At 67.7% G+C, this 23745-nt stretch carries 22 protein-coding genes and 1 pseudogene; 12 read left to right on the forward strand and 11 right to left on the reverse strand.

Features of this window, described 5'->3' with window-relative positions:
* Window positions 1-32 precede the first annotated feature (32 nt).
* Entirely contained in the window at window positions 33-1868 is a 1836-nt protein-coding gene (locus RCP37_RS00970) for an acyl-CoA dehydrogenase (RefSeq protein ID WP_308485203.1), read from the forward strand.
* Between the two features lie 15 nt (window positions 1869-1883).
* Here the strand turns inward: RCP37_RS00970 and RCP37_RS00975 are convergent, their stop codons facing one another.
* Complete coding sequence (locus tag RCP37_RS00975; protein ID WP_308485204.1) at window positions 1884-3137, reverse strand: metal-dependent hydrolase family protein; 1254 nt, start codon at window positions 3135-3137, stop codon at window positions 1884-1886.
* Between the two features lie 133 nt (window positions 3138-3270).
* Here RCP37_RS00975 and RCP37_RS00980 point away from each other — a divergent pair.
* A pseudogene (locus RCP37_RS00980) lies at window positions 3271-3855 on the forward strand (diiron oxygenase); the annotation flags it as partial.
* A 72-nt stretch (window positions 3856-3927) separates the two neighbouring features.
* Complete coding sequence (locus RCP37_RS00985) at window positions 3928-4422, forward strand: hypothetical protein (protein ID WP_308485205.1); 495 nt, start codon at window positions 3928-3930, stop codon at window positions 4420-4422.
* Between the two features lie 8 nt (window positions 4423-4430).
* Here RCP37_RS00985 and RCP37_RS00990 read toward each other — a convergent pair whose 3' ends face one another.
* The 3 genes from RCP37_RS00990 to RCP37_RS01000 form a co-directional block, all read right to left on the reverse strand.
* Window positions 4431-5186, reverse strand: a complete 756-nt coding sequence (locus tag RCP37_RS00990) for a hypothetical protein (RefSeq protein ID WP_308485206.1) — start codon at window positions 5184-5186, stop codon at window positions 4431-4433.
* A 66-nt stretch (window positions 5187-5252) separates the two neighbouring features.
* Window positions 5253-6725 carry an aldehyde dehydrogenase gene (locus RCP37_RS00995; RefSeq protein ID WP_308485207.1) on the reverse strand — a complete coding sequence of 491 codons (1473 nt, stop codon included), beginning with the start codon at window positions 6723-6725 and terminating at the stop codon, window positions 5253-5255.
* Window positions 6726-6779: 54 nt separating this feature from the next.
* On the reverse strand, window positions 6780-7550 hold the full coding sequence (locus RCP37_RS01000) for a class I SAM-dependent methyltransferase (protein ID WP_308485208.1): 771 nt from the start codon (window positions 7548-7550) through the stop codon (window positions 6780-6782).
* Between the two features lie 123 nt (window positions 7551-7673).
* On the opposite strand from RCP37_RS01000, the gene RCP37_RS01005 reads away from it, so the two are divergent.
* Entirely contained in the window at window positions 7674-8828 is a 1155-nt protein-coding gene (locus RCP37_RS01005) for a glycosyltransferase family 4 protein (RefSeq protein WP_308485209.1), read from the forward strand.
* A 12-nt stretch (window positions 8829-8840) separates the two neighbouring features.
* Here RCP37_RS01005 and RCP37_RS01010 read toward each other — a convergent pair whose 3' ends face one another.
* On the reverse strand, window positions 8841-10172 hold the full coding sequence (locus tag RCP37_RS01010) for an amidase (RefSeq protein ID WP_308485210.1): 1332 nt from the start codon (window positions 10170-10172) through the stop codon (window positions 8841-8843).
* Window positions 10173-10277: 105 nt separating this feature from the next.
* On the opposite strand from RCP37_RS01010, the gene RCP37_RS01015 reads away from it, so the two are divergent.
* Together RCP37_RS01015 and RCP37_RS01020 are read left to right on the forward strand one after the other, a co-directional pair.
* On the forward strand, window positions 10278-10703 hold the full coding sequence (locus RCP37_RS01015; protein ID WP_308485211.1) for a thiol-disulfide oxidoreductase DCC family protein: 426 nt from the start codon (window positions 10278-10280) through the stop codon (window positions 10701-10703).
* Complete coding sequence (locus RCP37_RS01020) at window positions 10704-11483, forward strand: PhzF family protein (RefSeq protein ID WP_308485212.1); 780 nt, start codon at window positions 10704-10706, stop codon at window positions 11481-11483.
* Here RCP37_RS01020 and RCP37_RS01025 read toward each other — a convergent pair.
* Window positions 11480-13180, reverse strand: a complete 1701-nt coding sequence (locus RCP37_RS01025; protein WP_308485213.1) for an MmpA family trehalose lipid delivery protein — start codon at window positions 13178-13180, stop codon at window positions 11480-11482. The two genes, RCP37_RS01020 and RCP37_RS01025, sit on opposite strands and share 4 nt — an antisense overlap.
* Window positions 13181-13187: 7 nt before the next feature.
* Window positions 13188-14456 carry a cell envelope lipid trafficking protein PgfA gene (gene pgfA / locus RCP37_RS01030; RefSeq protein ID WP_308485214.1) on the reverse strand — a complete coding sequence of 423 codons (1269 nt, stop codon included), beginning with the start codon at window positions 14454-14456 and terminating at the stop codon, window positions 13188-13190.
* A gap of 104 nt (window positions 14457-14560) precedes the next feature.
* Between pgfA and RCP37_RS01035 the strand changes: the two genes are divergently transcribed.
* Window positions 14561-15751 carry an acyltransferase family protein gene (locus RCP37_RS01035; RefSeq protein WP_308485215.1) on the forward strand — a complete coding sequence of 397 codons (1191 nt, stop codon included), beginning with the start codon at window positions 14561-14563 and terminating at the stop codon, window positions 15749-15751.
* Here RCP37_RS01035 and RCP37_RS01040 read toward each other — a convergent pair.
* Entirely contained in the window at window positions 15688-17016 is a 1329-nt protein-coding gene (locus RCP37_RS01040) for an oxygenase MpaB family protein (protein WP_308485216.1), read from the reverse strand. The two genes, RCP37_RS01035 and RCP37_RS01040, sit on opposite strands and share 64 nt — an antisense overlap.
* A 150-nt stretch (window positions 17017-17166) precedes the next feature.
* Here RCP37_RS01040 and RCP37_RS01045 point away from each other — a divergent pair, with 150 nt between their 5' ends.
* Window positions 17167-17760, forward strand: a complete 594-nt coding sequence (locus RCP37_RS01045; RefSeq protein WP_308485217.1) for a TetR/AcrR family transcriptional regulator — start codon at window positions 17167-17169, stop codon at window positions 17758-17760.
* Between the two features lie 20 nt (window positions 17761-17780).
* Here RCP37_RS01045 and RCP37_RS01050 read toward each other — a convergent pair whose 3' ends face one another.
* Window positions 17781-19109, reverse strand: a complete 1329-nt coding sequence (locus RCP37_RS01050; RefSeq protein WP_308485218.1) for an oxygenase MpaB family protein — start codon at window positions 19107-19109, stop codon at window positions 17781-17783.
* 93 nt (window positions 19110-19202) lie between these two features.
* On the opposite strand from RCP37_RS01050, the gene RCP37_RS01055 reads away from it, so the two are divergent.
* Window positions 19203-19778: a TetR/AcrR family transcriptional regulator gene (locus RCP37_RS01055; protein ID WP_308487225.1), complete on the forward strand. Its 576-nt coding sequence runs from the start codon at window positions 19203-19205 to the stop codon at window positions 19776-19778.
* A 15-nt stretch (window positions 19779-19793) separates the two neighbouring features.
* Here RCP37_RS01055 and RCP37_RS01060 read toward each other — a convergent pair whose 3' ends face one another.
* Window positions 19794-20771, reverse strand: a complete 978-nt coding sequence (locus RCP37_RS01060) for a phosphotriesterase family protein (RefSeq protein ID WP_024441377.1) — start codon at window positions 20769-20771, stop codon at window positions 19794-19796.
* 53 nt (window positions 20772-20824) lie between these two features.
* Window positions 20825-21283: a MarR family winged helix-turn-helix transcriptional regulator gene (locus RCP37_RS01065; RefSeq protein WP_308485219.1), complete on the reverse strand. Its 459-nt coding sequence runs from the start codon at window positions 21281-21283 to the stop codon at window positions 20825-20827.
* A 160-nt stretch (window positions 21284-21443) separates the two neighbouring features.
* On the opposite strand from RCP37_RS01065, the gene RCP37_RS01070 reads away from it, so the two are divergent.
* From RCP37_RS01070 to wrbA, 3 genes are read left to right on the forward strand one after another with little or no spacing between them, the layout of a single operon-like run.
* Window positions 21444-22541, forward strand: a complete 1098-nt coding sequence (locus RCP37_RS01070; RefSeq protein WP_308487226.1) for an LLM class flavin-dependent oxidoreductase — start codon at window positions 21444-21446, stop codon at window positions 22539-22541.
* On the forward strand, window positions 22538-23119 hold the full coding sequence (locus tag RCP37_RS01075; protein WP_308485220.1) for a CE1759 family FMN reductase: 582 nt from the start codon (window positions 22538-22540) through the stop codon (window positions 23117-23119). Before RCP37_RS01070 ends, RCP37_RS01075 begins: the two co-directional genes overlap by 4 nt.
* Before the next feature lie 18 nt (window positions 23120-23137).
* On the forward strand, window positions 23138-23740 hold the full coding sequence (gene wrbA / locus RCP37_RS01080; protein ID WP_308485221.1) for an NAD(P)H:quinone oxidoreductase: 603 nt from the start codon (window positions 23138-23140) through the stop codon (window positions 23738-23740).
* The last annotated feature ends 5 nt before the right edge of the window (window positions 23741-23745 follow it).

A 23745-nucleotide genomic window follows, 5' to 3' on the forward strand; every position in this document is an offset into this window, starting at 1 on the left:
ACCCGCGCATCGTCAAGGTGCATGCTGGAATCATGGGTCACTTCAAGAGCAATGTGCGCGACCTGGAATTCAATCTGTTCGAACTGCTGGGGCTGGAGCAATGCCTGGCTGACGGCGCGTTCGGAGACCTCGACGGCGAAACGGTGCGCCAGATGCTGGCCGAAGCCGCCCGGCTGGCCGAGGGGCCGGTAGCCGAGTCGTTTGCCGCCAGCGATCGCCATCCGCCGGTGTTCGACCCGGCCGCCCACCATGTGACGCTGCCAGAACCCTTCAAGGAATCGCTGCGGGCCTGGCAGGCCGGCGAGTGGTTCCGGATCGGGCTGTGCGAAGACGTCGGCGGTGTCCCGGCGCCGGCGATGGTGTCGTGGGCGATCGCCGAGCTGGTGCTGGGCGCCAATCCGGCCGTGTACATGTTCATGGCCGGCCCGGTCTTTGCCAACATCCTCTACGCGCTGGGAAATGAACAGCAGCGGCACTGGGCTGCCATGGCGATCGATCGGAACTGGGGCGCCACTATGGTGCTTACCGAACCGGACGCCGGTTCCGATGTCGGGGCGGGGCGAACAAAAGCCATCGAGCAGCCCGACGGCAGTTGGCACATCGACGGCGTCAAGCGGTTTATCACCAACGGCGACAGCGACGACCTGTTCGAGAACATCATGCATATGACCCTGGCCCGCCCCGAGGGCGCCGGGCCGGGAACCAAGGGGCTCAGCCTGTTTCTGGTGCCCAAATTCTTGCCGGATCCCGAGACCGGGGAGCCCGGCGAACGCAACGGGGTATTTGTCACCGGTTTGGAACACAAGATGGGACTGAAGGTTTCGACCACCTGCGAACTGACCTTCGGCCAACACGGCACTCCGGCGAAAGGGTGGCTGGTCGGCGACACCCGCAACGGCATCGCGCAGATGTTCCACGTCATTGAATATGCGCGAATGATGGTGGGAACCAAGGCGATCGCCACGCTGTCCACCGGCTATCTCAATGCCCTGGAGTACGCCAAGACACGCATTCAGGGGGCCGATCTGACCCAGATGACCGATAAGACCGCGCCGCGGGTGACCATCATCCACCACCCGGATGTGCGGCGCGCCCTGATGATGCAGAAGGTCTACGCCGAGGGCATGCGCGCGCTGTACCTCTACACCGCCGCCCACCAGAATCCGCAAGTCGCAATGCAGGTCTCGGGCGCCGACGCCGAGCTGGCCGAGCGAGTCAACGACTTGCTGCTTCCGATCGTCAAGGGCGTCGGATCGGAACGGGCCTACCAGTACCTGACTGAATCGCTGCAGACATTCGGCGGCTCGGGTTTCCTTCAGGACTACCCGATCGAGCAGTACATCCGCGACGCCAAGATCGATTCGCTGTATGAGGGCACCACCGCGATTCAGGCGCAGGACTTCTTCTTTCGCAAGATCGCCCGCGACCGCGGCGTGGCTTTGACGCACCTGGTCGGCCAGATCGAGGAGTTTCTCGACAGCGCCGACGGTCACCCGGACCTGGTCGACTCGCGCAAGCTGCTGGCCGCCGCGCTCGACGATGTGCGGGCGATGGTGGCCGCCATGACCGGATACATGTTCAGCTCACAGCAGGAGGCCAAAGAGCTCTATCGGGTGGGTTTGGGCTCGGTCCGGTTCCTGCTGGCCGTCGGCGATCTGGTGATCGGCTGGCTGCTGCTGCGTCAGGCCGAGGTGGCGCTGACGGCGCTGGACCAAGGAGCGTCGGGCGACGAGCAGCATTTCTATCGGGGAAAGGTGGCGGCGGCAAAGTTCTTCGGGGCCAACGTTTTACCCCGGCTCGGCGCGGATCGGCGCATCGTGGAAAGCGAGGACCTCGCGTTGATGGAACTCGCTGAGGACGCGTTCTAAAGCGCCTGCGCTGGGTCACGATGCCTCTGCTTGAGTCGGATGTTTATAGACCACACCGTCTTTCATGACGAAATCGACTTGGCCGGTCACCTCGATGTCGGTGAACGGGTTACCTGGCATGGCAACTAGATCGGCGATCTTGCCCTCGGCGATCACGCCGAGGTCGTCGAGTCGAAGCAGTTCGGCTGCCACGCTGGTCGCGGCTCGCAGGGCGCGCAGCGGGGTGATGCCGGTGGCGACCATCATCGGAAACTCGCGCCAGTTCTCGTCATGGGGGAACATGCCCGCGTCGGTGCCGAACGCGATCCGGACGTTGCTGGCCGCCAACCGTTCGGCGGTGTCCAGTAATGCGCCGCGATACTTTTCGAATTTGCGACGGGCATAGTCGGGGACCATGGCCCAGAACGGATCGTCGTCGGCCAGTCGGGTGCCGAACAGGATCGCGTACTGGGTCGGCACCAGAAACACGCCGGCATCCTCCAGCATGCGTAAGGCTGCTGCTGAGGCGAGGTTCCCGTGCTCGATGCTGCGCACTCCGGCGCGCACCGCCCGCCGGATGCCGTCGTCGCCGTAGCTGTGCGGGGTGACCGGGATGCCCAGATCGGTGGCAGTGGCGACCAGCGTGTCCATCTCGTCTTGGCTGTAGGTGGCGTGACCCGGGTCATCCGACGGAGACGAAAAGCCGCCGGTCGCCGCGAACTTGATCCAGTCGGCGCCGGCCCGAATTTCCTGGCGCACCCTGGTGCGGATCTCGTCGGGGCCGTCGGCTGCCGCGAGTTCCAGTGGCCGTGACGCGCCTTGATACTCGTCGGCCATCAGGCCGCTGAAATCGCCGTGGCCCCCGCGCGCAGAGATCAGGTGCGGTGCCACCAGCATCCGTGGCCCCTCGACAATGCCGGATGCCACCGCGTCCCGTAGGCCGATTGTTGGGTAGTCCAGGTCCGCACACCCGAGGTCGCGCACGGTGGTGAAACCGTTGTGCAGCAACGCCTGCAGCACCGGCAGTGCTTTCAACGCCTTGGCGGTGCTCGAGTCGGCGGCCAGGGCCGGCCTGACCGGTGGTATCACCGTGACGTGGGTGTGGCAGTCGATGAATCCGGGTGTCAGGGTGTGCCCGGTCAGATTCACCACCTGGGCATCCGCCGGGGGGTCGACCGCCTCAGCGACCTGCTGTATCCGCCCGTTGGCCACCAGTACCTGGCGCGGTGTCGCCGTGTCCGAGACTCCGTCCCACACGTCGGCGCCGGTGATCAAGGTCGTTGGGCTCATCGTGGTCGCCTCCTCGGGTCCCACTAACCCGTCTCGCTGGCCTGTTACGCCCGAGGCGGTGGACACCCACACCAGAAAGTATCGGCTGCCCGACCATGACTACGCCATCGATTGAGCGACGGAGACCCGGCATTCCCGGCTGTTCCTGCGGGTGATCGACCAGTTGCAGCCGAAGGCCCGCAGTCCCTTTGTCCCCCGCGGGCGGCTGGGCCGCTGGTTGGAGCTCCGCGCCGATTTCGCGCTCGTCCGCCGGCCGGCGTTGTTCACCACGCTGGTGCTCGGCGGCGAGGAAATCCCGGACCTGATGCAGAAGCGCGCCGCAGAGCATCCGGACACCGACCCGTTCCTGGCCGCCGTTAACCGCTACCACCGTCAAGAGGAAGCCCGGCACCTGTCCTTCGCTCGGCTGCGCATCCCCGAGATCTGGGCCGACACCACCTGGGGTGACCGCTTTGCGGTCCGTTATTTGGCGCCGCTGATTCTGCGGGAACTGTTCCACGAGCTGGTCCACCCCGGTGTATATGGCAGGGTGGGGTTGCCGAAATGGCGCACCTGGCGGGCGGTGCGCCGGCTGCCGCAGCGTCGTGAACTGCTGCACGAGGCCGTCCGGCCGGTGTTGAAAGCGCTGCTCGAAGGTGGCGCGCTGCGAGCGGGCGCCATCCCCAAGCCGTGGCGAACGCTGTGCCACGTCGACCGCGACGGACGACCCATCAGCTGACGCGTCGGTACGGTGTCCGAAGGCGGGTGGCCGGCGCCCTGTGCCATCTGGGTCGACCCGGAAAGGTGGACCGTGGACACCCACACCCGGAAGTACCGGCTACCCGATCGCGGCTACGCCATCGTTCGGTGGGCCCATGAGCTGGCCAAGGGTCGCGGCGCAGTCGTGGTTGAACCCGATATCGAGGGCATCCGCCGTCCCGGCGGTGCACTGACTTTCGTCGATGCAGCACCGTTCAAGACCCTGCCGGACGGGCCGCTGTCGGTGTTGCGCGAACTGCTCGACCTGGAAGCCCTGGAGCTACGCGCTTGGAGCAGGCGCGGGTTCGCCAGGTTTCGCAAGCGCGCCGCCGCCAAACAGGCCGAGCGGATCTGCCGAGAACAGGGCAGCGAAGCTGCCGTCGACTGGGTGCTGGCCAACGCCACCACCGATGAGGTGGATCTTGATGAGCTGCGGGACCGGCTCGGTGCGCGGCTGTACACCGCCGGCGGGCGCGACGAAGACTTCTACCGCGCCCAGGTAGGGCGCTGCATCGAGCACCGCCGACGGCGCCGGCTCGACGGCTGAGCCCCGACTCAGCTGCGGCGCTGCCGAACCTTGTAGGTGGACGGCCACGACACCCGGGTGTCGTCGCCTGACAGCGGTGTTCCCTTGGTGCCGACGGTGACGTTGTAGGCCTGTTCGCCGGGGCCTAGTTCACGGTTGGCGTGTTCGGTGGCCAGGTAGTACAGCTGGTCGATCTCCAGGTCGACGAAGGCGACAAAGCTGGTCTTGCGGACCGCATCGCCGAAGCCGGCGGTCATGCGATCCGACAGGATGCGCGATGCGATCGCCGCCGCGGCCAGGACCGCGAACGGAATGACCCAGGAGCACAGGTAGCTCAGCGGCGTGCCGGCGTCGGGCAACAGGATCGCGGCGATTACCGCCGAGACGAATGTTGCCGTCACAGCGCCCAGCCAGATCCACCTCACCCGATTCACGATGGGGCCGAACAGGTCGGATTGCGCCACTGCCGCCGGCAGATCCGCCTTCACGACGGCTTCCACCACGGATCTGCCCAGAACCATGCTGGCGAGCAGCGTCGCGAGCAGTCCGGCGAAACTCAACGCCAGCAGCCGGGGTTGCGCCCCGGTGAACGCCGGCGGCAGCACCGCCAGCACCGCGAACGTCGCAACGGCACCGATACTCACGGGCCGTGCCGACGCGTCGCGGCTGCTGACCGCGACGGTGAACGCGACAGTCAGCGCCACCGCCGCCGCGATCACCGGCGGCGCATTTCCCACCAGCACCCAATACACCGCCCAGGGTGCAAACCACACCAGCACGCCCACGCACGGCAGTATAGGGGCTTACCGTTGTGGCAACGGCAAGGTGAACTGATCTGGGGCGCTACCCGATCAGGCGTCCAGCGTGTAGCCCATCGGCATCAGCACGCTCTTCTGCTGGGTGAAGTGCTCGACGCCCTCTTTGCCGTTCTCCCGGCCGATACCGGAGTTCTTGAAGCCGCCGAACGGGCAGCACGGGTCAAAGGCGTACCAGTTGATTCCGTAGGTACCGGTGCGGATCTTGTTCGCGATCTCGATCCCGCGCGGGACATCGGAGGTCCACACGCTGCCGGCCAGCCCGTACACCGAGTCGTTGGCGATCGCGACCGCGTCGTCCTCGGTGCCGTAGGCGATGATCGACAGCACCGGCCCGAAGATCTCCTCCTGGGCGATGGTCATGGAGTTGTCCACGTCGGCGAACACCGTCGGCTCCACGAAGAAGCCGGAGTCCAGACCCGCGGGGCGGCCGCCGCCGCAGACCAGCCGGGCGCCCTCCTCGATGCCCTTGGCGATGTAGCCCTCGACCCGCTCGCGCTGCTTTTCGCTGATCAGCGAACCGATCTGGGCGCCCGGGTCATCCGGCAGGCCGACCGGAAGCGCGGTGACGAAGTTCTTGACCGCCTCCACGACTTCCTCGTAGCGCGAGCGCGGCGCCAGGATGCGGGTCTGGGCCACACAGGCCTGCCCGGTGTTCATGATCCCGGAGAACACCAGCATGGGGATCGCCGATGCCAGGTCGACGTCTTCGAGCACGATGGACGCCGACTTGCCGCCGAGCTCCAGCGTGCACGGCTTGAGCAGGTCCGCGGCGCGCTTGCCGATCTCCTTGCCGACGGCCGAGCTGCCGGTGAAGGAGAAGATGTCCACATCCGGGTTGGAGGTCAGTGCCTGACCGGTCTCAGCGCCGCCCGGCACCACCGACAGCACGCCTTCCGGCAGGCCCGCGTCGGCGAACGCCTGTGCCAGCAGGTTCGCGCTGAACGGCGTCTCGGCAGCAGGCTTGAGCACCACCGTGCAGCCGGCCAGCAGAGCCGGTCCCAGCTTGTTGACCGCCAGGAACAGCGGCACGTTCCACGCCACGATCGCGCCGACCACGCCGATCGGTTCGCGGCGCACGATGGTCTGGCCGTAGGCGCCGGTGCGGACCTCCTCCCAGCTGACCTCGTCGGCGGCGGGGCCGGCGAAGAAGTTCAGGGCGCCCAGCGAGCTCATCCAGTGCATCGTCTCGACGCTCAGCGGGGGCTGGCCGGTCTCGGCGCCCAGCAGCGCGGTGAACTGGTCCTTGCGCTCTTCCATCAGCTTGATCGCGGCGGCGATCACCGCGGCCCGCTCGGCCGGCGGGGTCGACGGCCACGGGCCGGAGTCAAACGCGGTGCGCGCGGCGGCCACCGCGGCGTCCACATCGCCCTTGGCTGCCAGCGGCACCTTGCCGACATACTCGCCGGTGGCCGGGCTGTGAACTTCGATCACCCGATCGGTGGACGGGGCGGTCCACTTGCCGCCGATGAAGAGGGTGTCGTATTCGGTGATGCTGGAGTCGGTCATGGGCGTCACCCTACCTAGCCGACCGGCGGATTAGAACACGTTGCAGTCAATCTGTTAGCCGGGCTGCAGGACCAGCACCAGATTGCTCACACCGAACTCGCGAATGCCCGGCACTTTCGCCATCGACCACGCCCATCGCGGGTGATAACGGGGGAAAGCCGCAACCAGGGCACCGGTGTGGCGGGCCCAGTCCAACCCCTCGGCGGCCGACACCGCGAACAATGACGAGCCGTAGTTGTTCTTCGGTGGGTGGCCGTGTCGGCGGGTGTAGCGCCGGGCGGCGCGCGGCCCGCCCAGATAGTGCGTCAGGCCCATCTCGTGGCCGCCGAACGGGCCCAGCCACACCGTGTAGGACAGCACCACCAGCCCGCCGGGCCGGGTGACCCGCAGCATCTCGTGGCCGAGCTGCCAGGGCCGTGGCACGTGCTCGGCGACGTTGGACGACAGGCAGATGTCCACGCTGGCGTCGGCGAACGGCAGGGCCATCCCCGAGGCCCGTACGAACGTGCCCGGCGACGAGGCGGAACCCGCGGCGTGCATCGCGTGCATTTCTCCGGGGTCGGGTTCCACGCCCACATAGCGCAGCCCGGCGTCGGCGAACGCGGTGGCGAAATAGCCCGGCCCGCCGCCGACGTCGAGCACGGTCTTGCCGGCCGGATCGTCGCCACGCGCCCCCCGCCACAGCTCGGTGACCATCGCGGCGGTGTCGTCGGCCAGCGCACCGTAGAACCGGGCCGGCGCGCTCTGCTCGTAGCGGAACTGGGACAGCAGGCGCACCGAACGGGCCAGCGTCGCGCGTCGCGCGAATAGGTCGGTGGCAGCCACCGAGCCAGCCTAGAACCCGGCCTTGAACCCGCCGAGGGTGAAGGTGGCCGCACGCCGGGGGTCGAACGTGCAGCTGGCTTCATGCTCGGCGAGGCTTGGAGCCGGCCGACTACCCTGGTCGGGGTGTCTGCCGTCCGCTCCGTCCTGCTGCTGTGTTGGCGTGACACCGGGCACCCGCAGGGCGGCGGCAGCGAGACCTACCTGCAGCGCATCGGCGCCGAGCTGGCCGCCGCCGGCGTCGCGGTCACCCTGCGCACCGCCCGCTACCCGGGCGCGCCCAAACACGAGGTCGTCGACGGCGTGCGGATCAGCCGGCGCGGCGGGCCCTACACCGTGTACCTGTGGGCGGGGGCGGCCATGGTGGCCGCTCGGTTCGGCCTCGGTCAGCTGCGGCGGGTGCGGCCCGACGCCGTGGTCGACACCCAGAACGGGTTGCCCTTCCTGGCCCGACTCGCTTACGGGCGCCGGGTGGCGGTACTGGTGCACCACTGCCACCGCGAGCAGTGGCCGGTGGCCGGGCCGGTGCTGAGCAGGATCGGCTGGATGGTGGAGTCGAGACTGTCGCCCTGGCTGAACCGCCGCAATCAATACCTGACCGTGTCACTGCCCTCGGTGCGCGACCTGATCGAGCTGGGAGTGGGCCCCGAGCGCATCGCGGTGGTGCGCAACGGCCTCGACGAGGCGCCGCCGGCGACGCTGACCCAGCATCGATCGCCGACGCCGCGGGTGGTGGTGCTGTCCCGCCTGGTGCCGCATAAGCAGATCGAGGACGCGCTGGACGCGGTTGCGGCGCTGCGTGCCGAAGTACCGGGCCTGCACCTCGATGTCATCGGCGGAGGCTGGTGGAGCGACCGACTGGTGGAGCACACCGCCGAGCTGGGGATCACCGACGCGGTCACCTTCCACGGGCACGTCGACGAGGTCACGAAACACGAACTCGTGCAACAGGCGTGGGTACACGTGTTGCCGTCCCGCAAAGAGGGCTGGGGCCTGGCCGTCATCGAGGCGGGCCAGCACGGGGTGCCCACCATCGGCTACCGGTCCTCCGGTGGGCTGTCCGATTCGATCGTCGACGGGGTCACCGGGATGTTGGTCGACGACCGCGACGAGCTCGTCGAGCAACTGCGGCGACTGCTGGCGGACGCGGTGCTGCGCGAGCAGCTCGGCGCCAAGGCGCAGGACCGCAGCGCCGAATTCTCCTGGCGGCAAAGCGCCGAAGGTTTGCATACGGTGCTGGCGGCCGTCCGAGAACGTCGCTACATCAGCGGCGTGGTCTGAGGCAGTAGCTCGCTAAGCAGTGCGTGGCCAGGGTTGGAGCTGCTCGATTTGAGCGGCGAGGCCTAGCAGGGTCCGCTCCGACCCGGGTTTGCCGACCAACTGCACGCCGACGGGCAGGCCGCGGCGGTCGAGTCCGGCGGGCACGTTCATCGCGGGCCAACCGATGATGTTCCACGGTGCGGCGAAGGGGGCGTAGCGAGCGTTGGTGACCAACGAGGTGAGCCAGCCCCGCTGCGCCCATCGCCGTGATCTGATCGGCGGTTGAGCCAGCGTCGGCGTGACCAGGACGTCGGTGTCGGCGAAGAAGTCCAACGCGCGCTGCCGCCACACTTCGCGTCCCCTGGGGTTCGCAAGACCCCGCTTCACGACGGCGTCTCCGATCCGCACGTGAATGCGGTTGCGGCGCTCCAATAAGGAGGCGTTCGTCGAGGCGTGTGCATCGGCAGCAGCTCCCGCCGTCCACAACGCCAGTGCGGTCGTGTTCATCAGCGTGGCCGGGTAACGCGGGGTCGCCGACCGAATGAGGTGGCCGCTGCGAAGAAGACCGGTAGTCCGAGAGACCGCCTCAGCCCAACCGCGTGCTACCGGCGTCGCGAGGCTGGGAGTCGAAGTCGACACAGCGATCCGCAGGGTGGGCGGATCGATCAGTGTCGCGGCGTCGGGATCGTCGGCCAGGACCGAGAACATCAGCGCGGCATCTGCGACCGTGGTCGTAAGCGGTCCGTTCTCCGACATCCCTCCCCAGGATGTGTGCGCTTCGCCGACCGGCACCACCCCGTGACCAGGCTTGAGGCCTACCAATCCGCAGCATGCAGCCGGGATCCGAATCGAGCCCATGCCGTCGTTGCCGTGGGCCATCGGTACCGCTCCCGATGCGACCGCAGCCGCGGATCCCCCGGACGAGCCGCCCGGCGTCCGCTCCGGATTCCAGGGATTGCGAGTGACGCCGAAGGCCGAATCGGTTGCGCCCCAGATGCAGAGCTCGGGAACGCGAGTCAGCCCGACGATCACCGCGCCGGCAGCCCGAAGGCGACGAACGACCTCGTGATCGGTTGTTCGAGGTGCCGCGCTGGTGGCCAGCGAGCCGTCCCGCATCGGTTCCCCGGCTACGGCGATGTTGTCCTTGATGGCAATCGGAACGCCCGCCAAAGGAAGCGAACCGCGATCGTCGCGGGCGTCGATCGCGTCCGCCTCGGCCAGCGCGGCGTCGTTGCGGATCACCTGCCACGCGTTGAAGGCCGGCTGGGTCTGTTCGATCCGGTGCAGCGCCTGCTGTGTGGCGGCTCGGGCCGTCAGTGATCCGCTCTGAACTGCGGCCGCAATCTCGGTCGCGGTGAAGTCCACGCCGAGACCCTATCGCCTGGCACGCCTCGGTCGGCGTCGATTCCCACCGGTTAGCGGCCTGCTTCATACTGGTAAGAGGTTGTGCAGACACGTGGAGGTGCACCGGTGACCGACGACCACCCCGCTCCTGTGCTGCTCTATGACGGTGTCTGCGGAATCTGCAATCGATCGGTGCAGAGCATCCTGCGGTTCGACCGGCGCGGCACCCTGCGATTTGCGGCATTGGAAAGTGACTTCGCGCGCGCGATCATCGAGCGTCATCCGGAGCTGCGGAACGTTGACTCGATGGTGTTCGTGGAGAACCCCGGCCGGCCCGATGAGCACATCGATGTTCGATCGGCGGCCGCCCTGCGGGTGCTGAGCTATCTGGGCGGGCCCTTCCGGCTACTGCTCGCGGCACACATCATCCCGGCAGGACTGCGTGACTGGCTCTACGACCGCTTCGCCGCCGTCCGTTATCGGTTGGGTGGTCGGCACGACACCTGTCCCATCCCCGGACCGGGCGTGCGGGCCCGCTTCCTGGACGCTTAGGTGTCCGTCCCGGCGTATGTAGTCGACACGTTCACGACGGTCAGGTTCCGGGGGAACCCCACCGGCGTGGTGCTGCTGGACGGTCCCGTCGACACCACGTGGATGCAGGAGGTGGCTGCCGAGTTCAACTGCCCGGCAACAGCATTCGTCGGACCGGTCAAGGCCGATGCTGGACCGCGAGCTCTGCGGTGGTTCAGCCCGGTGGCCGAATTGGCGTTGTGCGGCTCGGGAACCCTGGCCAGCGCCCATGTCCTGGGTGGGGGCCAGTCCTTCAGCGTGGGCGAGCGGTTGCTGTCCTGCACGACGGGTTCTGATGGTGCGATCAGCATGGAATTTCCGGCCGACCCGGTGTTTGCCGAATCGCCGACGGCCGATCTGGTGGCCGGCTTGCCCGGGATAAGCATTCGCTCGGTGTGGCGGGGAAGTATGGATGTGGTCGTGGAAGCCGGATCGGCGGCCGAGGTCCGTGCGCTGGAGCCGGACACGGCGTCGCTGGCGAAGGTCGAGGCCCGCGCCGTCGTGGTCACTGCAGCTGGTGACGGCGGCGCCGACATCGTGAGCCGGGTGTTCGCGCCCCGTTTCGGGCTCTCCGAGGATCCGGTGACCGGCTCGGCGCACTGCACTCTCGCCGCGCTGTGGGGCAAGCGCCTTGGGGGCGTCGAGTTCTCGGCTGAACAGGCCTCCGCGCGAGGCGGGCAATTGCGCGTCCGCCGTGACGGCGAACATGTCATCTTGACCGGTCACGCCGTGACCGTCTTGCGCGGTGAACTCCGCCGTTAACCGCGCAAGCGCCGTCGTATCAACGGCGCCGTCAGACCTCCCGCGCCCGCGACCAGCATTGCCAGCCATACCAGGTGGGCGGCCATCGCGGCCCGGCGTGGGCCGGGCGACGTCTTGGGTGCGCGGCCGCCGACCCGGTAGACGGTAAGGTCAGAATCTCGGTAGGCGACGGGAAGTCGGGTCAGAGTTTTTGCCGCAGAGCCTATTTCGCCGTCGACATCGGATTCTGTGACCACCCAGCCCACCCCTTTGACACCGAGCCCGGCGGGCTCAGCCCCGGACAACAGCGCCTCCTGCACCTCGCGGGCGTGGCTACCCTCCCCGGGCACCGTCTGTCCGCCGACGGTCAGGTCGCCGGTCGTGAGCACCTCGGCGCGCACCCACCGCGGCAGCGGATCGAGCACCGGGGCCGGCCCCGCCCAGGGGAAGTGGCGCATGGTGTCGGCCGGCAGCACGGCCACCGGGCGCGGATCGGCGTTGATCTTGGCCGCCACCGCCGCCCAACCGGGCGGGTAGTGCACCGGCGTGACCCGCCCGGCCACGCCCCAGGCCAGGTCCGGCAGGACGACGATCAGCGCGACGGAGCACACCAGCGCCGCCCGCGCCGGCGCCAGCCGGTCCCGCAGCCCCACGACCGCCCCGGCCCCGGCCAGTAGGTAGCCCGGGACCGCCAGTGCCACCCACTTCTGACCGTCGCGCAGCACCCCGAGCCCGGGTGCGATCTCCGTCGCCCAACGCAGCAGTGCGAGCCCCGGCCCGGTGGCCGCAAGGGTGAACGTCAGCACCGTCGCGCCCGCCAGGATCAGCAGTGGCCGTACCGCGGGCAGCTCGCGCACCGAGGCCCATCCCAGTCCCAGCACCCCGATGAACACCGCCGTCGCCACTAGCGCAAAAGCGGTTCGTCGTGAACCGGGTACCGCCTCGGCGTTCCAGATCCCGCCGAGGCCGGCGAGGCTGCCTAGGGTGCCCAGGCCGGGCTCGGCGCGGGCCGCGAATGCCGCCACCCCGGCCGACTCGCCCTGTGCCGATCCCGGGCTCAGCACCACCGCCATCAGCCACGGCAGTGCGGCGGTCGCCGCGATCGCCAGTGCGCTGGCCGCGCACCACCAGCGCGGCGGCCCGGACCCGGGCGCGGCGACACACACCAGCGCCACCACCGCCGCCAGCAGCAGCCCGGTCGGGGTCAAGCCGGCCAGCGCCAGAAAGAACACCAGGCCGAACAGCCGCATGGGCCCGGTTGCGCCGGCGCGTAACCCCAGCATCGCCGCCGCCACCCATGGCAGGCAGCCGTACCCGACCAGCAGGCTCCAATGGCCCTGCAGCAGCCGCTCGGCCACATACGGGTTCCAGATCGCCACCGTGATCGCCACCAGCTGACCGGGCAGCCCGGCCTCCGGCAGCACGGTCGCCACCAGCCGTGCTGCACCACATCCAGCCAGCCACAGGCCCACGAACAGCAGCGCTTTGACGACGGTGCCGCCGTCGATCAGCCGCGACGCCAGCGCCACCGCGAAGTCTTGGGGCACCGCTCGCGGGGATGCTTCACCCAGTCCGAGGGCCGCGCCGGTCAGGTATGACCGCGGCGTCGAAACCGCGTCTCGCAACAGCAGATAACCCGGGCGCAGCAATGGCGCCAGGATGAGCAGGGTCAGCCCGAGTGCATAGCACGGCGCGATCGCGCGCCTGGCTCGCACCACCGCGGAATTACGGCTGGTCGGGAGCCGGATCAGGGGTGCCCCGGTCCGGGGGGCTCGACTCTGGTGGTGCCGCGGGGCGGTCCAGTTGGGGACGTTGCGCCGGGATCTTCTCGGTCTCGGCCTCGGCCCCAGACGGGCGGTCGGCGGTGGGCGCCTTGGGCGCGAAACCGCCGAAGAATCCGCCTTCGGAGCCGTGCCGGTCGCCACGGCCCAGCGCGGCCTCGGCCGGCAGGCTGAACCAGCCGACCAGGACGCCGCCGATCAGGCAGATCAGCCCCGCCGCGGTGAAGGTGATCGGCAGGACCCGGGACCACAGCGCCACCCGGTCGCGTTCGTTGCGAGCCGCGTTGACCTGCGCTTCGATGGTGTCCTCGGAGCTGGTGACCGTGTAGTCGGCCAGTGCAATCTCCGGCTTGAGTGCGTCTCGGGCGTAGTAGTGGTTGGCGTGCAGCTTCGACTTGACGATGGTGCCCGAGACGGGGTCGACCCACATGGTGCGCTGCGCGGCGTAGTACCGCGTCATCGTGACCTCTTCGTCGGGGTCGGCGCCTTCGATGTTCCAGAGCCGCGCCGGTGCGGTGATCTCACCGTCTTCGTCGTGGCCGTACAGCGACGGGTAGCGCACCGGCTCGGCCAGGGTGCCGTCGCCGTCGTAGCCGACGTTCTGGACGAACCGGTAGGTGGTCAGCCCATTGACGTCGTCTTCGCCTTCGTAGTTGGCCTCGTAAGCCTTCTGCGCGATCGGATCGAAGTATTGGTAGGACTGCTTCTTGGTGTCGAAGGGGAACCGGTAGGACAGTCCTTCGTGCGGCAGGGCGATGTTGGTGGGCGGGTTCTCGTCATCAAAGTTGCGCGGCCGCTGCACCGAGCCACCCGGGTGGGTGTCATCCGAAATCGCCTCGGCGGTCGTGCGGTTCAGCGTCACGGTGTCGACGATGGCCAACAGCAGCCCGGTGTCCTTCTGCCGGTCCGCGCGCCGCAGCGACGAGCCGACCTGCAGGGTCACTACGTCGGCATTGGCGGGCGACTCGACACCGATCTGTTGCTGGGACACCAGCGGCACGTCCTGATCGACGACGGCGTGTTCGCTGCCCAGGGACTCCGGGTCCAGCGCGGCGCCGCTGCCGGTACCGATCATCGTGATGTCGATGTCGAGCGGGATCTTGGCGATTCTGCCCGCGGTGTAGGTGGACAGCAGCAGTGCCGCGACCATCAGGGCGGCGCCGAGGCCCATGACTGCGCATGCCGCGATACGCATCATGATTGCTCGGTTCACGTCGCCGCATCCTCCTTTTGTCCCCGTACCCAAATTTGTTCGACCCTAACAGCAGCAGCTGCAACAGCTACTGTGTGTCCATCGATGCCTCGGTCCCAAAACAGATGAGTCAGCAGGTGGGTGGCGTACGGAGCTTCCTGCCCGCAGTCGAGGGTATGCGTGCCTGCGCGGCTATTGGGGTGGTTATCACGCACGTCGCGTTTCAGACGGGACACTCGTCGGGGATCAGCGGCCGGCTGTGGGGTCGTTTCGACATGGCCGTCGCGGTGTTCTTCGCGCTGAGCGGATTTTTGCTGTGGCGTGGCCATGCGGCGGCCGCGCGCGGACTGCGTCCGGCGCCGTCGACCGGGCATTACCTGCGGTCACGGGTGGTGCGGATCATGCCGGCCTACCTGGTGTCGGTGGTAGTGATCCTGGCGCTGCTGCCTGATGCCGGGGGCGCCAGTCTCGTGGTGTGGCTGGCCAATCTCACGATGACGCAGATCTATGTGCCGCTGACCCTGACCCCGGGCCTGACCCAGATGTGGAGCCTGGCCGTGGAGTTCAGCTTCTACATCGCGTTGCCGGTGCTGGCGCTGGCGGCGCGGCGGTTGCCGGTGCGCGCCCGAATACCGGCGATCGCGGGCGTGGCGCTGCTCAGCCTGGGGTGGGGGTTCCTGCCCATCCACACCCCCTACGGGGTGAATCCGTTGAACTGGGCGCCGGCCTACGGCTGCTGGTTCGGGGCGGGCATGCTGCTGGCGGAGTGGGCATACAGCCCGGTCGGGCGGGTGCACCGGCTGGCCCGCCGGCGACTGCCGATGGCGCTGCTGACCCTGGTGGCATTCCTGGTTGCGGCCTCACCGCTGGCTGGGCCGGAAGGGCTGACCTCGGCCACCGTCGGGCAGTTCATCGTGCGCACCGCGATGGGCGGAGTACTGGCGTGGGCCCTGTTGGCGCCGCTGGTGCTGGACCGGCCCGACACCCCGCACCGGTTCCTGGCCAGCGCGCCGATGGTGACGTTGGGCCGCTGGTCCTATGGGATCTTCATCTGGCACCTGGCGGCCCTCGACATGGTGTTCCCGGTGATCGGCCGATTCGCGTTCACCGGGGACATGGCGGTGGTGCTGGCGCTGACGCTGGTGTTCACCGTCGCCATCGCCGCGGTCAGCTATGCCCTGGTGGAGCAGCCATGCCGCGAGAAACTACGAGGCTGGGAGACCCGGCATCCGCCGGAGCGCTCCGATGGCGCTCAGGCGGCCTTGCCGGACGGGGTGTACTCGGCGGAGTCGCTGGTGAATTCGGGCGTGCCGTAGGCCTTCAGCCGCCGCTTGAGCAGCCGCAGCACGTAGGCGTTGGTCAGCCGGCGCAGGCCGGGGATGCGCACAGCGCGTTGCACCACCAACAGGCGGCCCGTCACGAACGGAGCCGTCAGGGCGATCCGCGCATAGTCGCCCGCACCGAGCGTGACACTCATCTTCTTGGCCACGTCACGTCGCCCGCCGCAGAACGTCTTGACGAAAAAGGCCTTGCTGTAGCTCTTTTCGACTGCATCGGCGATGCGCTCGCTCAAGGTGTTCTCTTGCCGCAGGTAGGCGGCCATGGTCGAGCGGACCAACTCCCCGCAGGTGGAGTCGTCGAAGTCGTCGCGCAGCAGTGCAGCGCGGGCGCTGAACACTCGGATGATCTCGTCGGGTGTGGTCGGGAGCATCTCCTCGGGAAGGCCGAGTAGCACGCAGCGGTAGCGGGTGAACTCGACCTGAGCGCGCTCGCTGGGGGTGAACTCCGTGCGTTTTTGGCGGCGGGCATCCATAGCCAGCACGAAGAGGTTGATCATCCCGGCCGGCATCTGGTCGATCTGCGGAATCGGCAGGCCGTAGATGCTGACGTCCCACTTTGGGGATCGCTTGAGCGCGTTGAAGCGGACCATCGAGTGCATCAGCCGCACCATGGCCGCCGCCTCGAAGCCCGGGCCGTGCCGGTCCAACGCGCCGGGCAGCGTGGTGACGGCGAAGAAACTGGTGGTCTCGTTGACCCGCCCGGCGGCACGCTTGCCCGACAGTGCGCCGGTCAGCGCCATCGGCAGCGCGGCATAGGTGTTGAGGAAGGTCGCGATGAACGCCCCGCGGACGACGAACGGCGCCAACAGTGCCATCGGGAGTCGGGAGTGCTCTGCGCCCTTGCGGACCAGGTCCATGTCCAGCCAGTCCGGGGTGGCCTCCATGTCGGCGATGAACGCGGCCAACTCGGGCGGCGCGTCGGGCACCGCGTCGACGCCGTGGCGACAGGCCTGCTTGAGCATGCCGATCAGAGAGCTGACGCTGTACTGGCCCATCAATGCGGCGTAGGAGTCCGACACCACGTCGCCCAGCCAGGTGGCCGTGGTGATCAGCTCGACGGCGGCGTCGTCGGCCAGCAACTTGGCCCGGGTGGCGGGGTTGCCCGGCAGCGAGGAGACGTCGTCGGGGGAGGCCGCCGTGCGGTAGGGCTGCACGTCGAAATCCAGGTTGCCGTAGAGCTCCGGCAGCAGCTCGGCCTGACGGCGGACCCGCTGATACAGCTCGGGGTAGTGCGTGGACATCGAAGACCTCCGATAAACGACAGTACTGCTGCACGATGGCACAGAATCATGTAATTGTGTCACGATAACAGGTGAGAAGACCCGCCGACAGAGCCGAGGGCCCACCTCGCCTCGGTCCAGCTCAAAGCGCAGCATGACAGGATGAACGCCATGGCCAGTCCGGCATCAGTCAAGGTCGGCGATCCCATGATTGGCACCGCGGGCGCCATCCTGGCGGCCGCTCGCGTGGAGTTCGCCCGGCATGCTTTTCGCCGGGCCAATATCGATGCGGTCGCCCAGCGCGCCGGGGTGAGCCGCCGCACGCTGTACCGGCACTTCCCCACCAAAGAAGCACTGTTCGAGCAGCTGGTGGAGACCGACACGCGAGCCCTGTTCGTCGAACTCGGCGACGCCGCCCGAGCGCAGGACGCCCGCGGCGCCATCGTGGAATGCTTCACCCTCGCCATGCGCCGTATCACCGAGAGTCCGCTGGCTACCGCGGTCATCGAAAGCGAGCCGGAACTGCTCATCGGAGTCAACACTCCCAGCGGTGAGAAGGCTCTGGTGCGTGCCAGCCATCTGGTCGCCGCGACGCTGCGCCTGTGTGGGGTCACCATGCCCGACGACGAGGTCCTCACCACCGCCGAAATCCTGGTGCGCCTGGTCGCTTCACTGCTCACCAACAGGGCAGGGGTCCTGGACATCAACGACACCGACGCCGTCCGCAAGTACGCTCAGACCTACCTCGCCCGCCTGGTCTGGTAGCGCGCCGGCGCCCGGGCGCGTTACGCCAGCTGCCCTGCCGGTGTGTAATCGTTTGCATCGCTAGTGAATTCGGGCTTGCCATAGGTCTTGAGTCGGCGTTTGACGAGCCGCACCAGGTAGTCGTCGGTGATCTGGCGCAGTGCCGGGATCCGGCTGGCCCGCCGCACCACGAGCAGGCGCCCGATGATGAAGGGTGCTGTCACGCCGATTCGCAGGTAGTCGGCCAGGCCGATCGACACCCCCTTGTCCTTGGCCACGGCACGGTCGCCGTTGCAGAAGGCTTTCGTGAAAGCGGCCTTGCTGTAACTCTTCTCGACGGCATCGGCCATGCGTTCCCATCGGGTGTCGACGGGCCGCAGATAGGCGGCCATGGTCGAGCGCACCATCTCGCCACAGGTGGCGTCGTCGAAGTCCTCACGCAGCAGCGCCCCGCGGGTGTGAATGAGATGGATGATCTCGGTAGGCGTGGTCGGCAGGAGTTCCTCGGGCAGACCGAGCAAAAACGCTCGGTAGCGCGTGAATTCGACGGCGGCGCGTTCGCTCGCGCTGAACTCGGTGCGCCCTTTCCGGGCGGCGGCCGTGGCCAGCAGGTAGAGGTTGATCATGCCGGCCGGCATCTGGTCGACCTGGGGGACCGGGACCCCGTAGGCGCCGACGTCCCACTTCTCGGAGCGCTTGAGTGCGTTGTAGCGCACCATCGAGTGCATCAGTCGCACCATGGCGGCCGCTTCGAAACCCGGGCCATAGCGATCCAACGCCCCGGGCAGCGTGGTGACGGCGAAGAAGCTCGTCGTCTCGTTGACCCGGCGCGCGGCGCGCCTGCCGGACAATGCCCCGGTCAGCGCCATCGGCAGGGCGGCGTAGGTGTTGACGAAGGTCGCGATGAAGGCGCCACGGGTGACGAACGGTGCCACCAATGCCGCCGGGATGCGGGCGTGCCGCGCGCCCTCACGCACCAGATCCATGTCCAGCCACGGGGGCGCGGCCTCCATGTCGGCGATGAACGCCACCAACTCTGACGGCGCGTCGGGCACCGCATCGATGCCCTCGCGGCAGGCCACCTGGAGCATGTTGATCAACGCGGGAACGCTGTACTCGGACATCAGCGCTGCGTAGGGATCGGCCACCACATCGCCCAGCAGGGTTGCCGTGCAGATCAGTTCGACGGCTTGCTCGTCGGCCAGATAGGGAGCTCGGTCGGCGACCCACTCCGGCAGCGCCGAGAGGTCGCCCGGATCGGTGGTGGTGCGGTAGGGCTGGGCGTCGAAGTCGATGCCGCCGTAGAGGCCCGGCTGAAGCTCGCGCTGACTGTGGACGCGGCGCGCAAGCTCGGGGTAGTGCGTGGGCATCCGGCCTCCAGTAACTAACATATTGTTAGTTAACCAACTAACAGATTGTTAGTTATGCTGTCAACTATGACTTTGGGGCAGTCGCGACGGCGGATGACGGCCGAGGCTCGGCGTAGCCAGATCCTTGACGTTACCCACACGATTGTGGATGCGGAGGGATTTCACGCCGCTACGCCCAACCGAATAGCCCGCGAGGCCGGGATCAACCGATCGCTGCTTTACCAGCAGTTCGGTGATCCCGCCGGCCTGTTCGTCGCGCTGATCGATCGCGAAGCCGCCCGCGCAGGCGCCCAATTCGCCGAGGTGATCTCCGAAACGGCGGGACCGGGTGGGGAACGCGATCTGGCCAGCAGATTCGACAGTGTGGTCAGGGCCGCCGACGCCCATCCCGCGACATGGCGACTGTTTCTGTTCCCCCCGCAGGGCGCGCCGCCGGAACTGCACGAACGCCTTGCACAGGCGCAAGAGGTCGTGCGTGCCTATCTGGCCGGTGAGCTGCTGCGTGTCTATCCCGAGCTACCGGATCCCGACTACACCGCCCGCGTGCTGCACGCAGCAGCCCGTGAACTCCTGCAGTTGCGCCTCAGCGATCCGGAAGCCGCCACCCACGAACGGCTACACGCGCTGGTCCGGTCATTGGCGCTGCGTGTTGCCGTTCCGGCCAGGTGAAGTCGGGGCGCGGCCTCAGTAGCCGCCGGAATGCTCGAAGATCTTGCGCGGGTTGTCGACCAGCATGGTGCGCAGCTGCTCCTCGGTGACGCCGCGCTGGCGTAGCGCCGGAATCACGTCATTGTGGATGTGCAGGTAGTGCCAGTTCGGTGCGGCCACCGAACTCAGGTCGCCGGGCAGCGCGTCGAAATAGCAGTTGGCGTCGTGGGAGAGCACCATCTTGTCGGCATGGCCGCGCTCGCACATCGCCGCGACGGTGTTCACGCGCTCCTCGAACGGCAAGATCAGGTCGATGCCGAAGCGGTCCATGCCCAGATACGATCCGGCCGCGATCAGTTCCTCCAGATAGCCCAGGTCGGTGCTGTCCCCGGAGTGTCCGATCACCACCCGGGACAGGTCGACGCCTTCTTCTTCGAAGATGCGCTGCTGCTCCAGGCCGCGGCGGGTGCCGGCGTGAGTGTGGGTGGAGATCGGCGCGCCGGTGCGCCGGTGGGCGTTGGCCACCGCGCGCAACACCCGCTCGACGCCGGGAGTCACGCCCGGTTCGTCGGTGGCGCACTTGAGGATTCCCGCCTTGATCCCGGTGTCGGCGATGCCGGACTCGATGTCGCGGACAAACATGTCGGCCATGATCTCGGGGCCGTCCAGCATGGTCCCGGGTCCGCGGTAGTGGTAAAAGAACGGCACGTCGTTGTAGGTGTAGATGCCGGTGGCCACCACGATGTTCAGGTCGGTGCCGGCGGCCACGCGGGCGATCCGCGGAATGTAGCGGCCCAGTCCGATCACGGTCAGATCGACGATGGTGTCGACTCCGGCGGCCTTCAACGCGCCCAGACGGGCGATCGCGTCGGCCACCCGGGCGTCCTCATCGCCCCAGGCGTCCGGATAGTTCTGGGCGATCTCGGTGGTCATGATGAACACGTGCTCGTGCATCAGCGTGACGCCGAGGTCGGCGGTGTCGATGGGCCCGCGCGCGGTGTGGCATTGCGACATGGCTCGATCGTATGGAGATTGGCGCGGCGGTCGGTTGCCTTCGCCCAGAATGCCTACTGGTGCTCCAGCAGATTGTCGCGGATCCGCGCGTAGGAGTGGGTGAACAGTTCCACCTCACGCGGACTGAGCGAATCGAACAGGCCGGCCCGCACCGCTTGCACGTGACCCGGCGCCGCCGCACTCAACTTGTCCATACCCGACTCGGTGAGCTCGGCGTACTGGCCGCGTTTGTCTTCCTCGCACTTGACCTGGTGCACCCAGCCGGCGTCGGTCAGCCGTTTGACCGCTCGGGTGACTCCACTGCGAGTCGTCACGGTGATGTCGGCCAACTCATTCATCCGCAGCCGGCGTTCCGGCGCCTCGGACAGTAGCGCCAGGATCTCGAAGTCGGACAGGGTCAGTCCCGCGTCCGCGGCCAATTGTCGGTCCAGGCTGCGTAGCAGCAGTCGGGTGCTGTCGAGGTAGCCCCGCCACATCTGCTGTTCCTCCTCGTTGAGCCACCGTGTCTCCATGAGACCTAAATATAGTTGACATGAGCACAATCGTCCAGGCGGCGTGGCGCGTTAAGCGGCCAGAAAATGCGGGAATGGACCGAGAACTAGTTGCGTTGGCAACTATCAGTTAGAGTAATGAGCAACCAACCAAGGAGGGCCTGCCGTGACGAGCACCGGTATGCAGTTCGGCATCTTCACCGTCGGCGATGTGACCGTCGACCCGACCACCGGCCGCGCGCCGACCGAAGCCGAGCGGATCCGGGCGACCGTGGCGATCGCCAAGAAGGCCGAGGAGGTCGGCCTGGACGTCTTCGCCACGGGTGAGCACCACAACCCGCCGTTCGTGCCGTCGTCGCCGACCACCCTGCTGGGTTACATCGCGGCGCAGACCGAGCGCATTGAGCTGACCACCGCCACCACCCTGATCACCACGAACGATCCGGTGAAGATCGCCGAGGACTACAGCGTGCTGCAGCACCTCGCCGACGGCCGGGTGGACCTGATGCTGGGGCGTGGGAACACCGGACCGGTGTACCCCTGGTTCGGCAAGGACATCCGCGCCGCCTTGCCGCTGACGGTGGAGAACTACCAGTTGCTACGCCGGCTGTGGCGCGAGGAGGTCGTCGATTTCAGCGGTGAATACCGTACCCCGCTGCACGGCTTCACTCTGGCGCCGCGTCCGTTGGACGGCGTTGCCCCGTTCGTTTGGCACGGGTCCATTCGCACTCCCGAAATCGCCGAGCTGGCTGCGCACTTCGGTGACGGCTTCTTCGCCAACCACATCTTCTGGCCGGCGTCGCACACCAAGCGGATGGTGCAGCTCTACCGGCAGCGCTTCGAGCACTACGGCCACGGTGGTGCCGACCAGGCGATCGTGGGCTTGGGCGGTCAGGTGTTCCTGCGGCCCAACAGTCAAGATGCGGTCAACGAGTTCCGGCCATACTTCGACAACGCCCCGGTCTACGGGCACGGCCCGAGCCTGGAGGAGTTCAGTGAGCAGACCCCGCTGACGGTCGGCTCGCCGCAGCAGGTGATCGACAAGACCCTCAGCTTCCGGGAATACGTCGGCGACTACCAACGCCAGCTGTTCCTGGTCGACCACGCGGGTCTGCCGTTGAAGACGGTGCTCGAACAGCTCGATCTGCTGGGCGAACACGTAATCCCGGTGCTGCGCAAGGAGTTCGCCATCGGACGCCCCGCGCATGTTCCCGGCGCGCCGACGCACGCGTCCCTGGTCGAAGCTGCGAGGCAATCCGAGATCCAGGAGGCGTCATGAAGTTGATCGTGATCAGCGGCGGCCTGCGTGAGCCGTCGTCCACCCGGCTGTTGGCCGACCGGCTCGGGGCGGCGGTTCGCGCCGAGCTCGGGCAGGTCGATATCGAGGTCGTCGAGTTGCGGCACCTGGCTCGGGCGATCACCGACGCCATGTTGACCGGGTTCGCCGCACCCGAGCTGGAGGCGGTGTTCGACGCGATCGCGGGCAGTGACGGGGTGATCGCGGTGACGCCGACGTTCAACGCGACGTTCAGCGGGTTGTTCAAGTCGTTCTTCGACGTGCTGCCCGAGCAGACGCTGGAGGGGACGCCGGTGCTGATCGCGGCGACCGGCGGTACCGAGCGCCACTCGTTGGTGCTGGACCACGCCCTGCGTCCGATGTTCGGCTATCTGCATGCGCTGGTATCGCCCACCGGGGTGTTCGCCGCCACCGCAGACTTCGGCGCGGACGGACTGGACGTGCGGATCGCGAAGGCAGCCAACGACTTCAGTCGGCTTTTACAACTCTGCGAACCCGGCCGTAGGGATACGGTCAGCGCAGAACTCGATGAGATGCAACGCCTGCTCGCGGGCGCCTAACAAAAAGGAGAGATGGCAATGACGAAGTTGGCGGTTATCTACTACTCGGCCACCGGGCACGGCACCAAGATGGCGCAGCGGGTGGCCCAGGCGGGCGAGGCGGCGGGCGCTGAGGTCCGCGTGCGCCACATCGAGGAGACACGCGACCCGGAGACCTTCGCCCATAACCCGGCGTGGAGCGCCAACTACGCGGCAACCAAGGACCTGCCCGCGGCCACCGGTGACGACATCGTCTGGGCGGACGCGGTCATCTTCGGGTCGCCGACCCGATTCGGTTCCCCCTCAGCGCAATTCCGGAACTTCCTGGACGGGCTGGGCGGGCTGTGGGCTAAGGGTGCGCTTGCCGACAAAGTCTATGCCGGCTTCACCTCGAGTCAGACCGCCCACGGTGGCCAGGAGGCCACGCTGTTGAACCTCTACGTGTCGCTGATGCATTTCGGCGGCATCCTGGTCCCGCCGGGTTACACCGACCCGATCAAGTTCGCCGACGGCAACCCCTACGGCGTCGGGCACATCACGGGACCGAATAACCAGAACGAGCTGGACGAGCCCACCCTGGCCGCGCTCGACCACCTGGCCACTCGGGTGGTGGGTGTGGCCGCCAAGCTCGCCGCGGGGTGATCCCC

The sequence above is a fragment of the Mycolicibacter sp. MU0102 genome, from assembly GCF_963378105.1.
GTDB classification, from domain to species: domain Bacteria; phylum Actinomycetota; class Actinomycetes; order Mycobacteriales; family Mycobacteriaceae; genus Mycobacterium; species Mycobacterium holstebronense.